A 13,003-nucleotide genomic window follows, 5' to 3' on the forward strand; every position below is an offset into this window, starting at 1 on the left:
GCGCCGAAAACGGAGTTGTACGTGCTTCAGCAGTCCACGGCCCGCCTCGTGCGCGGTGCCGCACTGGCCGGCAGCCTGGCCCTGCTTCCCCTCGCCACCGCGTGCAGCGGCGGCGAGGACGACGCGTCCGCGAAGAGCACGCCGGCGCCCACGGCGGTGACCGCCGCTCCGGCGGCCGGGGTCGTGGCGCCGGCGAAGGTCGAGGTGATCGCGGGCCTGACCGGCTGCACCGCCAAGATCCGCATCGAGGCGGACGAGCTGCGCCAGGGCGTCTGCCACACGGCGGAGGCCGACTACCTCATCACCACCTTCCCCGAGGAGCAGTACAAGGAGACCTGGCTGGAGTCCGCCAGCATCTACGGCGGCAAGTACCTCGTGGGCTCCCGCTGGGTCGTCAGCGCCAAGCCGAAGCTGCTGGAGCAGTTCCGGCCCAAACTCGGCGGCACCATCCAGCAGTTGGGCTGAGCCCGTCAGCTCTTGAACCCGAAGACGTCGTCGGCGCGGGCCGTCAGGGGCGCGGCCAGGGGCGGCCGCCGACGGCCTCGATGCCGTTGTTGAAGCGCCGCAGATAGGCGGCGAAGGCGGCTCTGTCCTCGTCCGGCCAGTCGTGCATCACCTCGTCCAGGACCTCGACGATTCCCTCGCGCTCGGCGTCCAGCAGCCGGGCGCCCTCGTCGGTGAGCCGGAATTTGCGGGCCATCCCGCCCTCCGGGTCCGGGATGCGCTCGATCAGGCCTGCCCGCATCGCCGCCGCGGTCTGCCGGTTGAGGGTCGAGGCGTCCAGGCCGAAGGCGTCGCTGAGCTCGCCGATCGACATGGGTCCCTGGACCCGGATCCGGCTCAGCATGATGTAGGCGCTGCGCTCCATGAGGCTGTTCTTGCGCCGGCCGCCCCGCTGGTTCAGGAACGTGTGGCGGCTGAGCAGCATCTGCTCGTACTCGACCTCGTGTGTCGGCGACTCCATGGGGCCATCGTGGCACACCCCTGTGCACCTCCCACATCATGTGCTTGATGCATACGACATGTACGATGCACATCCTTCACCGCCGATCCCCAGACACCACCGAGGAGTCCACCCATGGACGCCCCCCAGACCACGGCCCGCCCAGGAGCCGTGATCGCCACGCTCGCCTTCGCCGGCACCACCGCGGCGATCATGCAGACCCTGGTCACGCCCCTCATCGCCGAACTGCCGCAGATCCTGGACACCACGTCCTCGAACGCGGCCTGGGTGATCACGGTCACCCTGCTGGTGGCGGCCGTGTGCGTGCCGGTCGTCGGCCGTCTCGGCGACCTGCTGGGCAAGCGCCGGATGCTGCTCGCCTGCTCCGTGCCGCTGATCGTCGGCTCGGTGGTGTGCGCGTTCGCCTCCGACGTCGTGACGATGATCGTGGGCCGCGGTCTGCAGGGCATAGGCATGGGCATGGTGCCCCTCGGCATCGCCCTGCTGCGCGACGTCGTGCCGGCCGAGAAGCTCAGCGGTTCCATCGCGCTGGTCAGCGCCTCCATGGGCATCGGCGGCGCCATCGGGCTGCCGCTGGCCGCCGCGGTCGCCCAGTACGCGAACTGGCGCGCGCTGTTCTGGGGCTCCGCCGCCCTGGCCGCCGTCGTCGCCGTGCTGATCTACCTGCTCGTCCCCGACGTCCCGGCCGGCGCCAAGGGGCAGCGGTTCGACCTGCCCGGCGCGATCGGCCTCGGCGTCGGCCTGGTCGCCCTGCTGCTGGCGGTCTCCAAGGGCGCCGACTGGGGCTGGGGCTCGGCCACCACGCTCGGCCTCTTCGCCGTCGCCGTCGTGGCGCTGCTCGCCTGGGGCCTGTGGGAGGTCCGCACCACCGACCCGCTGGTCGACCTGCGCACCACGGCCCGCCCCCGGGTGCTCCTGACCAACGTCGCCTCGGTCTTCGTCGGCTTCGGCATGTACGCGAGCATGCTGGTGATGCCGCAGCTGCTGCAGTTCCCCGAGGCCACCGGCTACGGCCTCGGCCAGTCGATGCTCGCGGCCGGCCTGTGGATCGCGCCCGGCGGTCTGATGATGATGCTGGTCTCCCCGCTCGGCGGAAAGCTCACCAATGCCCGCGGCCCGAAGCTCACCCTGGTCTGCGGCACCCTGGTCCTGGCCGCGGGCTACTTCGCCTCCATGGCCCTGATCGGCTCCGCCTGGGGCGTCATGCTGGTCACGATCATCACCAGCAGCGGTGTGGGCCTCGCCTACGGCGCCATGCCCGCCCTGATCATGAGCTCGGTCCCGATCACGGAGACCGCCGCCGCCAACGGCTTCAACGCCCTCATGCGCTCCCTGGGCACCTCGATCGGCTCCGCCGTCATCGGTGTGATCCTCGCCCAGATGACCACGACCATGGGCGGCCACACCTTCGCCTCCGAGGACGGCTTCCGCACCGCGCTCCTCGTCGGCGGCGGACTCGCCCTGGTCTCCGCGGCCATCGCCGCCGTCATCCCAGCCGCCCGTACCACGGTGGCCGACGAGAACCCGGCCGACCCGGGCGACCCCGCCCTCGCGCCGGAGCAGGCCAAGGTCTGAGCCGCGAGAGACGACGAGGGGGCGCCCCCGTTGCCGGGCGCCCCCTCGTCGTACGTCTCACGCGAGGTCCAGCAGCCCCCGGCGCACCGCCTCCGACACCGCGGCCGCGCGGTTGTCCGCGCCCAGCTTGCGGTAGACCCGCACGAGGTGCGTCTTGACGGTGGCCTCGCTCAGGAACAGGGCCTCGGCGATGGAACGGTTGCTCAGCCCGTCCGCCAGCAGCCGCACCACCTCCACCTCCCGCCCACTCAACTCCCGCTCCGGAGAGGGCACCTGGGCGACCAGCTCGCCCACCACGTCCGCGGCGAGGCCGAGCGCTCCGGCGGCCGCGCCGCGCACGGCCCGGAACAGCTCCTCGGGCGGACCGGCCTTCAGGACATAGCCCCGCGCCCCTGCCTCCAGCGCCCGCACGACATCGACCCGCCCCGAGTAACTCGTCAGCATCACCACAGGGACGTCCGGCGCCGCGACCCGCAGTCTGCGCACCGCCTCGATCCCATCGATCCCGGCCCCGCCGCCGCCCGCGAACCGCAGGTCCATCAGCACCACGTCCGGGACCAGCGCAGCCGCCAGCCGCACGGCCTCCTCCCCGGCGCCCGCCTCGGCGACCACCTCCAGGTCCGGCTCACCCTCCAGCAGGGCGCGCAGCCCGGCCCGGACGACGGCATGGTCGTCCGCCAGCAGCAGACGCAACGCAGTGCCGGTCACCGGGCGGCCACCGCACTCGGCGCGCCCACCGGCGGCCGGGCCGGTGACGACGCGGGCACCGTGGCCCGCACCCAGGTACCCCGCCTGGGCGCGCTGCCGACCTCCAGATCGCCGCCGCACTCGCGCAGCCGGGTCCGGGCCGCCGGAAGTCCGAGCCCACGGCCCGGACCCGAAGCGACGGCGCCCCGGGCCGCGTCGAACCCCGCTCCGTCGTCCCGTACTTCGAGCTCCACCCGGTCGGCGTGCCCGTGCAGGGTGACCAGGACGTTCCGGGCGCGGGCGTGTTCACGGACGTTGGCCAGGGTGCTCTGGGCGACCCGGAACAGGGTCGCGGCCGTCCGGCCGTCCACGGCGGGGCGGGGTGTGCCCAGCGACCGGAACCGCACCCGGGCCGCCGCTCCTTCCGCCTGCGCGCGAGCGCACAGCAGCCGCAGCGCGCCCTCCAGACCGGCCTCGTCGACGGCGGACGGCGTCAGGTCGCGGATGATCCTGCGGGTCTCCGCGAGGTCGGCGTGCAGACCGTCGGCGACGGCCCGGACCCGGGTCCGCGCCACGTCCGGACGGGTGTCCCAGTCACGCTCCGCCGCCTGCAGCAGCATGACGCCGCCGGCGAGTTCCTGGGCCAGTGTGTCGTGCAGGTCCCGGGCGATCCGGGTCCGTTCCGCCAGCACCCCGGCCTCACGCTGCTGCCGGGCGAGCACGTCCCGGGTGCCCCGCAACTCCTCCACGAGCCGCAGCCGTTCGGCGGCGTCGCGCTGCTGGGTGCGGTAGAGGGACACCGTGCCCCACACCGCGGCCACCGGGATCAGCACGATCTCCGGGTCGAACTGACCGGCGCTGCGGGTGAGTTGACCGGCCAGCACGACGGTGAGCGCGGCCACCGCCACCCCGGCCGCCCGGCGGCCGAGAGCGCGCAGCGCCACACAGGCCAGCGGCACCGCGCACCACACGTAGGCCGCGGTGAGCGACGCGGGAGCGAGGAGGACGAGCACCGTCCACAGCGCCAGCAGCGCCGCGACCCACACCGGCCGGCCGAACCGCCCCAGCCGGTCCCAGGCCGCGAGCCCGCCCGCGTACACCAGCGCCAGCAGCCCGCTGACGGACACGATGTCCCAGCACAGACCGATCCTCAGCTGCTCCAGCCGCACGAGACCGGCGCCGACGACGAGGAAGAACGTCAGATGCGAGAGACGGGCCAACGCTCCCCGGCTCCCGCGGGCGGTCCACACTGAGGAAGGGACGGGAGCGCGGTCGGACACGGCAGAAACCCCTTGGACGCCCTTGGACGATGATCCGTTCGAACAGGGGTGCCGAGTCTATCCGCCGGCTGTAGGGCCGGTGTGAGGACGGCGGGTGCCGTCGGTCACGCCCCCGGGTGCAGCCCGAGCACGCCCGGCGTCGGCTCGCCCTTGACCTCGCCGAAGTACAACGCGAACGTCTGCTTCCAGCGCTCGACCTCGGCGCGGTCGGACATGAAGCGGGGGAAGCCGTCCACATGGGCGTTGGGGTAGTCCCAGATCTGCTTCAGTCCGGCTGGGGGAGTGACATCGGTGCGCACCGACCAGCCGTTGAAGGACCCCTGCTGGTGCTCCAAGGACAGCTGCCAGTTGAGGAAGAGCTTGGCGGCGGTGGAGTTCTTGGCCTGCTTGAGGACGGCGGTGCGCTGGCCCCACGCCATGAACGGGTGTCCGGCGCCGATGGCGAACGTCACGGGGGACGAGCCGACCGCGGAGCCCGCGGTGCCGACACCGATCGGCTTCCGCCCGCCGAAGACGGCGTCGCCCGGGGAGTTGCTGCCGCGCGCGAACTGCACGTCCTGAGCAGCGAACTTGGCCACCCAGTCCCAGCCGTACGTGCGGGCGTAGAGCGTGTAGAGGTAGAGGACGGCGTCGTCGTCGTGCGGGTAGGACGAGGCGATCCTGCCCTTCCACTTCGGGTCGACGAGGTCGCGCGGGGTGAGCGCCCTCGAGCCGGCCGTCGCCGTGTCGTACAGGAAGCTGAAGGCGATCGCGCCGGTGGCCACCCATGCGCCCTGCGGATCCTTGAATCCGTCGTGGACCTTGGAGAAACCGGCGGGCTTGTAGTGCAGCAGTCGGCCCTGCCGCTTCCAGCGGTCGAAGTCCTGAAGGGTCTGGAACTGGACTACGTCCGGGACGAGGGTGTCGGTGGCGAACTGGTTGTCGACGCGTACGTCGTGGTACTTGCTGTAGTCGACGATCAGCTTCAGGTCGATGCCCGGGAAGGCTTTCAGGAAGGCCGCCTTGGTGCCGTCCTGCTGGGTCGGGGTGTCCCCGCCGGCGTAGACGACGAGCTTGCCGCCTTCCGCGAGCGCGGCCTGGTACAGCTCGTCGAGCGACCTGCTCTCCTCCGCGCCGGAGCCGGTCCGGCCGGAGGACGTGGTCGCGGTGGACGTGGACGCGGATGCGGATGCGGGGGCGGTGCCGAGGGCGCCGAGGCCGAGGGCGGCACCCGCCCCGGTCGCGAGGAGACGCCTTCTGCTGGGGAATCCGGACATGGTGGGGAGACCTCTCAGGACTCGGAGGGGGGTGAGGACCGGGCGCCACGGTCGAGGCCGAGTCTGCCGGGCCCGACGACCGCTCCGCGTCGTCCGGACGGCGCGGACGACGGGCGTACGGCCGAATCCCCGTTCAACCGATCGGTTGAACGCCCCTACGGTCGCGCCAGCCGCCGCATCGTCAGCGCGAGGTGCAGCCGCAGCCGGCCCTGGGGGGTGCGCACCGGCCACCCCAGCAGATGCTCGGCGTGCACCAGCCGGTCCTGGAGGGTGGAGTGGTGGACGTTCGCCTCGGCGGCTGCCGCCCGCAGACTCGCCGTGGCGGTGACGGCGTACAGGGTGGCGAGCAGCCAGGGGGCGTCCGCGGCGGCCGCCTCGACCGCGTGGACGTCCGGCGGCGGCTCGGCGCCCGGCACGACGAGGTCGGCCAGCAGGGCGACGCCGCCGAGCTCGTCGGCGTACACGACCAGGGGCCCGGGGTCCTGCGCGGTGCCGTCCGCGGTGAAGCGGAGCGCGGTGTGGGCCGCGGCCCAGGACCGGGGCAGGTCCGGCACCGGCACGGCGGGCCCGACACCGGCCCGGCCGGCGGGCACCGCGTCCCGGCCGTCCGCGGGCAGCACCCGGGGCCGGCCGCCGGGCGTGGCCAGCGCGCGGGCCCGGGCGGCGGGGTCGAGGCCGAGCCGGCGGGCCGCGTGCAGCCGGGCCGGCTCGGCTGCCGTGGCGTCGAGGAGGGTCTCGACGAGCGCGGGATCCTCGAGCGGGGCCCGTCCGCGCGTGCGGTCGAGGACCAGACGTGCCGCGCCGGCCGCCCGTTCCAGGATCACCGCGTCCACGACGCTGGGCACCGCGCCGGTGCGTTCCAGCCACAGCGCGGGAGCGCCGTCGGGCGTCAGACCGGTGGACGGCCAGGCCGGGTCCGGCGGCAGGTCCGTGTCCCGGCGGGCGCCGTCGGCCTCCACCCGGATCCGCACCCGCCGGTCGGCGTCGACGAGCCGCGCGGGTACCCCGGCCAGCACCGCGGCCCCGCGCACCAGCGCCTCCACTCCGGCCCGCGACTCGGCGAGCCGGTCGAAGTAGGCGATGACCTGCACGGCGGCTCCGGCGTCCGGGTCCAGCGCGGTCAGGCGCCCGGCCAGCTCTTTCATACGGCCATGATGCGCCACGCGGGCCCACCGAGGAACGGACCGCCTCGGATCCGCACCCGGTACCGGGCGGCCGGGCCGCCCGCGGGAGTCACTCGGCGAGCAGCCTGCGCAGCCAGTCCAGGTGGGCCGCGCGGGCCGACCGGGACAGCGCGGCCTGCGGCGCGAAGCCGTCGAAGCCGTGGAAACCGCCCGGCCAGACGTGGAGTTCCGCGATCCCGCCCGCCTGCCAGATCCGGGTGGCGTAGGCGACGACCTCGTCCCGGAAGGTCTCGGCGGAGCCCACGTCGAGGAAGGCCGGGGGCAGCCCGGACAGGTCCTCGGCGCGGGCAGGCGCCGCGTACGGGGAGACGTCCGGTCCGCCGCGCCGCTCGCCGAGCAGGGCGCCCCACCCCGTCTCGTTGGCCGTGCGGTCCCAGACGCCGAGGCCCGCCATCTGGTGGCTGGAGGGGGTGTCGTTGCGGTCGTCCAGCATCGGGCACATCAGCATCTGGCCGAGCGGCCGCGGACCGCCCCGGTCGCGCAGCAGCAGGGCGAGTGCCGCGCTGAGGCCGCCGCCCGCACTCGCTCCGGCGATCACGATCCGCTCCGGGTCCCCGCCCAGCTCCTTGGCGTGCTCCGCCGTCCACAGCAGACCGGCGTACACGTCCTCGACGGGCGCCGGATGCGGGTGCTCGGGTGCCAGCCGGTACTCCACGGACACCACCACCATGTCCAGTTCCCGCGCCCAGTCGAGGGCGACGTCCACCCCGACCCGGTTGTTGCCCAGGACCATGCCGCCGCCGTGTACGTGGTAGACGACCGGACGCGGCCGGTCGGGGGCCGGCGAGGTGGGCCGGCAGATCAGCAGCGAGATCTCGGCGGCGCCCTCGGGGCCGGGCACCGGGCGGTCCTCGACCTCGAAGGCGCCGTCCGCGGTCAGGTCGAGGTTGGCGAGCAGTTCGATCCCCGGTCCCTGCCGGATGACCTCGATGTCCTCGGGGGTCATCCCCGGCTGGATCATCTCCTTGATCAGTTCCAGGGCGGCGGCGAGTTCGGGGTCGAAGGGCGGCGGCACGTACGTCATGGGCTTCTCCTCACGCGAAACGCGGATGCGCGGCGGCTCGTGCGGCCCATGGTCGGCGCATCCGCCGCCCTGGTGGGCGCCGCCGTTCGGCGGAACCTGCCCGCCGTACGGCGGGTGACGCCCGCCCCACCCGCGCAGCTTGCCAGGACATGACCTTTTGTTCACCTGTGCGAGGTGGAAAGGAACAAGCCGCCGCGACAACGATTTTCACCCCCCACACCGGCTCCAGGAGTACCACCCGTGAACATCTCGCTGTCCGTCTGGCTGCTGACCGTCGCCGCCCTGTGCGCGCTCGTCGCCGTCGACTTCCTCATCGGCCGCAAACCGCACGACGTCTCGATCAAGGAGGCCGGCGTCTGGACGGTCGTCTGGGTCGTCCTGGCCTGTCTGTTCGGCCTCGGCGTGTTCCTCTTCGGGGGCGGCGGGCCGACGGGGGAGTTCTTCGCCGGGTACATCACGGAGAAATCGCTGAGCGTGGACAACCTCTTCGTGTTCGTCCTGATCATGGGCAAGTTCGCGGTGCCCTCGCAGTACCAGCAGCGGGTGCTGATGGTGGGCGTGCTCGTGGCCCTGGTGCTGCGCGCGGTGTTCATCGCCGCCGGCGCGGCGATCATCTCGACGTTCTCCTGGGTGTTCTACCTCTTCGGCGCCTTCCTGATCTGGACGGCCTGGAAGCTGATCCAGGACGCCAAGAAGGGCGGGCACGAGGACGAGTACGAGGAGAACAAGCTGCTGAAGTCGGTGGAGAAGCGTTTCGGCGTGGCCGACCGCTACCACGGCACGAAGCTGTGGGTCGAGCAGAACGGCAAGCGGGTCATGACCCCGATGCTGGTCGTGATGCTCGCCATCGGCTCCACCGACGTGCTGTTCGCCCTCGACTCGATCCCCGCCATCTACGGGCTGACCGAAGACCCGTACATCGTGTTCACCGCCAACGCGTTCGCGCTGATGGGCCTGAGGCAGCTGTACTTCCTCATCGGCGGCCTGCTGAAGAAGCTGGTCCACCTCAGCTACGGCCTGTCGATCATCCTGGGCTTCATCGGCGTCAAGCTGCTGCTGCACGCGCTGCACGAGTCCGGGGTGCATGTGCCGGAGATCGGCATCCCGTTCTCCCTGGGCTTCATCGTGCTGGTCCTCGCGGTCACGACCTTCACCAGCCTGCGGGCCTCCAAGCGCCAGGAGGCGGCAGGAGAGGCTGCGGCGGAGCCCGAGACCGGGGCCCTGCGGGACGGTTCTACGGCGTAGGCGCCGCGTCCGCGCGCATCAGCACGCAGTCGAACTCGATCACCCGGCCGGTGCTCGCCTCGCGGGTCACGGGGTACATGCCGGTGATGCCGAACCCGGCGGCCTCGTACACCGCGACGGCCTCGCCCATGCCGGGGCTGCCCTCGTACAGCTTCAGCACGGCGACCTCGGACTGCATCCCCGCGAACTCCGCGATCCGCTCCCCGGCCCCGGCGAACACCTCCAGGTCATAGCCCTGGGTGTCCATCTTCAGGTAGGGGCGCGGTTCGGCGAGGCCCTCCAGCGCCTCGTCCATGACCTCCGCCAGCCGGCGGACGCGGATCTCCTCGGTGTCGGCCTTCGTGAACCGGCTGTAGCGGCCCTTGCCGTAGTCGCTCGCCGACAGCAGGGAGTTCATCGTCTGCCAGCCGACGTGGATCTGCGCCGTCGTCTCCTCGCGGCCCAGCCCGCACTGGTACACGTGCCAGTCGGGGTCGTGCGCGGCGGCCTTCTCCAGCCGGGCGAACGTCTCGGACGTCGGCTCGAAGGACACGATCCGGCCGGTGTAGCCGAGCCCGCGCAGCCGCTTGGCGTACTGGCCGGTGTTGGCGCCGACGTCGAAGACGCAGTTCACGCCGTAGAGCTCCAGCATCGCGGCGACGTGCTGGGTGCAGAGGTATTCGGCGGCCGCCAGCTGCAGTCTGCGCTCGTCGATCCGCTCCGGGGCGTCCATGAGGAGCAGGGTGGCGGTGTCGCCCAGCCGCACGGCGGCGCCCCGGGCGACCCCGGGCCGAGCGCCGTCTCCCGTCCGCCGCAGCACCCAGGTGTTCTTGTCCGCACGGGTCGCCTCGTACGGACCGCCGCCCCGTGAGACCACCGCCGTCCCGGGGCCGAGATCGGTCACCCGGACGCCGGCACGGGGCATCAGGTCGAGCAGTCGTCGATAAAGGGTGCGCATCTCCCCACCCCTATCAGACATGACCGGAAAACGTCTGCAGATTGACCGATATTGGCAGCCGACGGCAGTGAGGCGACCGGCGGCTGCCGGTGGTGCCGGGCCGGTCGAGGGCTGCGCAACGCGAACGGGGCCCGGAAAACCGCTCCGGACCCCGATCGTGCCTGCGCGCTGCGTGGCGTCAGCGCACTCAGGCGGCCGCGGCCTCGCCCGCGTGGCCGTGCAGCCGGGCCACGACCTCGGTCAGCTGGGCGGCGACCTCGGCGTCGTCGACCGGGTGGGTCTCGGCGAAGCGGGTCAGGGAGCCCGGGATGGAGAGCTTCAGGTCCTCGATGACCTTGCCGCCGGCGATGCCCACGGCCTTGCGGGCCTCGTCCTGCGCCCATACGCCGCCGAACTGGCCGAACGCGGTGCCGACCACGGCGACGGGCTTGCCGCCGAAGGCGCCGGCGCCGTAGGGGCGGGACAGCCAGTCGATGGCGTTCTTCAGGACGGCCGGGATGGTGCCGTTGTACTCGGGGGAGAAGAGCAGGAAGGCGTCGGCGGCCTGGGCGGCCTCACGCAGCTTGGCGGCGCTGGCCGGGACGCTGCCTTCGACGTCGAGGTCCTCGTTGTAGAAGGGGATCTCGGCCAGGCCCTCGAAGAGGTCGACCTCGGCGCCCTCGGGAGCGACCTTGACGGCCGCCTCGGCGAGCTGGCGGTTGGTCGAACCGGCGCGGAGGCTGCCGACGAGCGCGAGGATGCGGACAGACATGGGTACTCCCAGAGGCTGAAACATTGCTGTTACGAATCCGGACCGAGGTCCGTTTAATGTTCTAGCACCCTAACCGGACCGCGGTCCAGTTTCATTCCCGGTGCTTTACGCTGAGTTCATGTCCGCCCTTCTGCCGCCCTGTCCGGATCCCGAGGAGACCACTGGCGAGCCCGAGCTGCTGCAACTCGGTTCGCCGGACGACGAGCCGTGCCTGCGCGCCGACGCGGCCCGCAACCGGGCCAGGCTGTTGTGCGCCGCCGCCCGGCTGATCGCCGAGCACGGGGCCGCCGGAGTCACGATGGAAGCGGTGGCGACGGCCGCGAACGTGGGCAAGGGCACCGTGTTCCGCCGCTTCGGCGACCGCACCGGACTGCTCACCGCGCTGCTGGACCACTCCGAGAAGATGTTCCAGGCCGCGTTCCTGAGCGGCCCCGCGCCGCTGGGGCCGGGCGCGCCGCCCGTGGAGCGCCTGAGGGCGTTCGGTGTCGCCCTGCTGCGGCGGGCCGTCGACGAGCTGGATCTGCAGCTCGCCGCCGAGCCCGGCCCGGAGCGCCGCTACTCCGTGCCCGTGCGCCGCGTCCACCACAGTCACCTGATGATGCTGCTGCGGCAGGCGGTGCCCGACGCGGACGCCGAACTGCTCGCCCACACGCTGATGGGGTACCTCAACCCCGTTCTCATCCACCACCTGACCCGGCAGTGCGGGCTGCCGCCGGCGCGGCTCGAGGCCGGCTGGATCGACCTGGTCGACCGGGTGACGTCGATCCCGGCGTGAGCCGAAGAGGACACGACCGGTCGACTCCGGTCGACGGCGGCCCCTCGGATTTCGACGTCCCCGCCCGGAACCCCGCCCACAGCTTCTGCCAAGATGCCGTACGTCATGGTGCAGATACCGAACACGCCCGCGCCGACGAAGTCGCCGGCGCCCCGCCCCGTGCCCACCAGCGCCGACGTGGCCCGCCTGGCCGGCGTCTCGCGCGCGACCGTCTCCTACGTCCTGAACAACACCAGCGCCGTACGCATCAGCGAGCCCACCCGCCGCCGTGTCCAGGAAGCCGCCAAGGAACTCGGGTACGTGCCGCACGCGGCCGCCCGCACCCTGCGCGCCGGGCACAGCAGGATGGTCCTGATGCCCACCCTGCCCGTCCCGGCCGGCCCCCTCTACAGCCAGTTCGTGCACGACTTCCAGGGGGCGCTCAGCCGCCTCGACTACACCGTCGTCCAGTACGGCGCCACCGGTCTGCGCGGCGACGACGCCGCCCGCGCCTGGGCCGAACTGCGGCCCGTCGCCGTGCTGGTGCCCACCCCCGGCATCGGCCCGGAGGGGGTCGCGATCCTCAAGCGGTCCGGCGCCCGGGCCGTGGTGACCCTCAGCCCCGTGGCGGTGGAGGGCGCCCGCTCGGTGCGCCTCGACCACGCCGACGTCGGCCACAGCGCCGCCGCGCACCTGTACGCCCGCGGCCGCCGCCGGATCGGTGTGGTCGTCCCCGAGGAGCCCGGCATGGAGGTGTTCTCGACGCCCCGACTCGCCGGCGTCCGCGCGGCCCTGCACGGCACCGACGCCACCGTCACCGAGCTGCCGCTCGTCTACGCGGAGGAGTCCGCGGCCGCCCTCGCCGCCCGGTGGCGGGACCTCGGCCTGGACGCCGTGTTCGCCTACAACGACGAGTACGCCATGCTGCTGATGCGCGCCCTGCAGGACGAGGGCTTACGCGTACCGCAGGACGTGGCCGTCATCGGCGCCGACGACCTCGTGCTCGGCCGGCTGCTGCGCCCCAGGCTCAGCACCGTCCGCATCGAGCTGCCCTCGGGCCGCGACCTCGCCTGGCTGCTCGACGAGGCGGTCCGCGACCCCATGGCCGCCCCCGCGTCCCACCAACAGTGCGTAGCCACGGTCGTGCACCGCGACTCCAGTTGACCCATGATCCGTCGGCTGTGTCCTCAGGTCCCCGACAGGACACACGACTAGGATGTTGCATGCTCAACCAGATGGGATGCGCGGTTCACCGCATCCCGCACGCCGCCGCCCAACTGGCGGCGACCGCACGGGACTTCCGCTTCCCGTGCGAGCCGTCAGTCCCGTGGGTCCACTGATCGGAG

At 72.6% G+C, this 13,003-nt stretch carries 13 protein-coding genes; 5 read left to right on the plus strand and 8 right to left on the minus strand.

Annotated elements, in window-relative coordinates; genetic code table 11:
- Positions 1-21 precede the first annotated feature (21 nt).
- The gene (locus ACZ5SK_RS04160) at positions 22-465 is read left to right on the plus strand and encodes a hypothetical protein (protein ID WP_334582794.1); all 444 of its coding nucleotides are present in this window, start codon (positions 22-24) and stop codon (positions 463-465) included.
- A 43-nt stretch (positions 466-508) separates the two neighbouring features.
- Here ACZ5SK_RS04160 and ACZ5SK_RS04165 read toward each other — a convergent pair whose 3' ends face one another.
- On the minus strand, positions 509-964 hold the full coding sequence (locus ACZ5SK_RS04165; RefSeq protein ID WP_334582793.1) for a MarR family winged helix-turn-helix transcriptional regulator: 456 nt from the start codon (positions 962-964) through the stop codon (positions 509-511).
- Positions 965-1,078: 114 nt separating this feature from the next.
- Here ACZ5SK_RS04165 and ACZ5SK_RS04170 point away from each other — a divergent pair, with 114 nt between their 5' ends.
- A complete protein-coding gene (locus tag ACZ5SK_RS04170; protein ID WP_334582792.1) occupies positions 1,079-2,539 on the plus strand; it encodes an MFS transporter in 1,461 nt (486 codons plus the stop codon).
- 57 nt (positions 2,540-2,596) lie between these two features.
- On the opposite strand, the gene ACZ5SK_RS04175 is transcribed toward ACZ5SK_RS04170, so the two are convergent.
- The 5 genes from ACZ5SK_RS04175 to ACZ5SK_RS04195 all read right to left on the minus strand — a co-directional run bounded on the left by ACZ5SK_RS04175 (position 2,597) and on the right by ACZ5SK_RS04195 (position 7,970).
- Entirely contained in the window at positions 2,597-3,247 is a 651-nt protein-coding gene (locus ACZ5SK_RS04175) for a response regulator transcription factor (protein WP_457494908.1), read from the minus strand.
- The gene (locus ACZ5SK_RS04180; RefSeq protein ID WP_361704102.1) at positions 3,244-4,446 is read right to left on the minus strand and encodes a sensor histidine kinase; all 1,203 of its coding nucleotides are present in this window, start codon (positions 4,444-4,446) and stop codon (positions 3,244-3,246) included. The genes ACZ5SK_RS04175 and ACZ5SK_RS04180 overlap by 4 nt, the downstream gene beginning before the upstream one ends.
- Positions 4,447-4,610: 164 nt before the next feature.
- A complete protein-coding gene (locus tag ACZ5SK_RS04185; RefSeq protein WP_334582789.1) occupies positions 4,611-5,762 on the minus strand; it encodes an ABC transporter substrate-binding protein in 1,152 nt (383 codons plus the stop codon).
- 155 nt (positions 5,763-5,917) lie between these two features.
- Complete coding sequence (locus ACZ5SK_RS04190) at positions 5,918-6,907, minus strand: helix-turn-helix domain-containing protein (RefSeq protein ID WP_334582788.1); 990 nt, start codon at positions 6,905-6,907, stop codon at positions 5,918-5,920.
- Positions 6,908-6,995: 88 nt separating this feature from the next.
- The gene (locus ACZ5SK_RS04195) at positions 6,996-7,970 is read right to left on the minus strand and encodes an alpha/beta hydrolase (RefSeq protein ID WP_334582787.1); all 975 of its coding nucleotides are present in this window, start codon (positions 7,968-7,970) and stop codon (positions 6,996-6,998) included.
- A gap of 240 nt (positions 7,971-8,210) precedes the next feature.
- Between ACZ5SK_RS04195 and ACZ5SK_RS04200 the strand changes: the two genes are divergently transcribed.
- Positions 8,211-9,215, plus strand: a complete 1,005-nt coding sequence (locus tag ACZ5SK_RS04200; RefSeq protein ID WP_334582786.1) for a TerC family protein — start codon at positions 8,211-8,213, stop codon at positions 9,213-9,215.
- Here ACZ5SK_RS04200 and ACZ5SK_RS04205 read toward each other — a convergent pair.
- Together ACZ5SK_RS04205 and ACZ5SK_RS04210 are read right to left on the minus strand one after the other, a co-directional pair.
- Positions 9,205-10,152 (minus strand): FkbM family methyltransferase, encoded by a 948-nt coding sequence (locus ACZ5SK_RS04205; RefSeq protein ID WP_334582785.1) that lies wholly within the window; start codon positions 10,150-10,152, stop codon positions 9,205-9,207. The genes ACZ5SK_RS04200 and ACZ5SK_RS04205 overlap by 11 nt on opposite strands.
- A 187-nt stretch (positions 10,153-10,339) precedes the next feature.
- Positions 10,340-10,903, minus strand: coding sequence for an NADPH-dependent FMN reductase (locus ACZ5SK_RS04210; protein ID WP_334582784.1), 564 nt, complete (start codon positions 10,901-10,903; stop codon positions 10,340-10,342).
- A 118-nt stretch (positions 10,904-11,021) separates the two neighbouring features.
- On the opposite strand from ACZ5SK_RS04210, the gene ACZ5SK_RS04215 reads away from it, so the two are divergent.
- Positions 11,022-11,678, plus strand: a complete 657-nt coding sequence (locus tag ACZ5SK_RS04215; RefSeq protein ID WP_334582783.1) for a TetR/AcrR family transcriptional regulator — start codon at positions 11,022-11,024, stop codon at positions 11,676-11,678.
- 93 nt (positions 11,679-11,771) lie between these two features.
- The gene (locus tag ACZ5SK_RS04220; RefSeq protein WP_457493761.1) at positions 11,772-12,821 is read left to right on the plus strand and encodes a LacI family DNA-binding transcriptional regulator; all 1,050 of its coding nucleotides are present in this window, start codon (positions 11,772-11,774) and stop codon (positions 12,819-12,821) included.
- The last annotated feature ends 182 nt before the right edge of the window (positions 12,822-13,003 follow it).

The organism is Streptomyces sp. NPDC031474 (assembly GCF_055581185.1).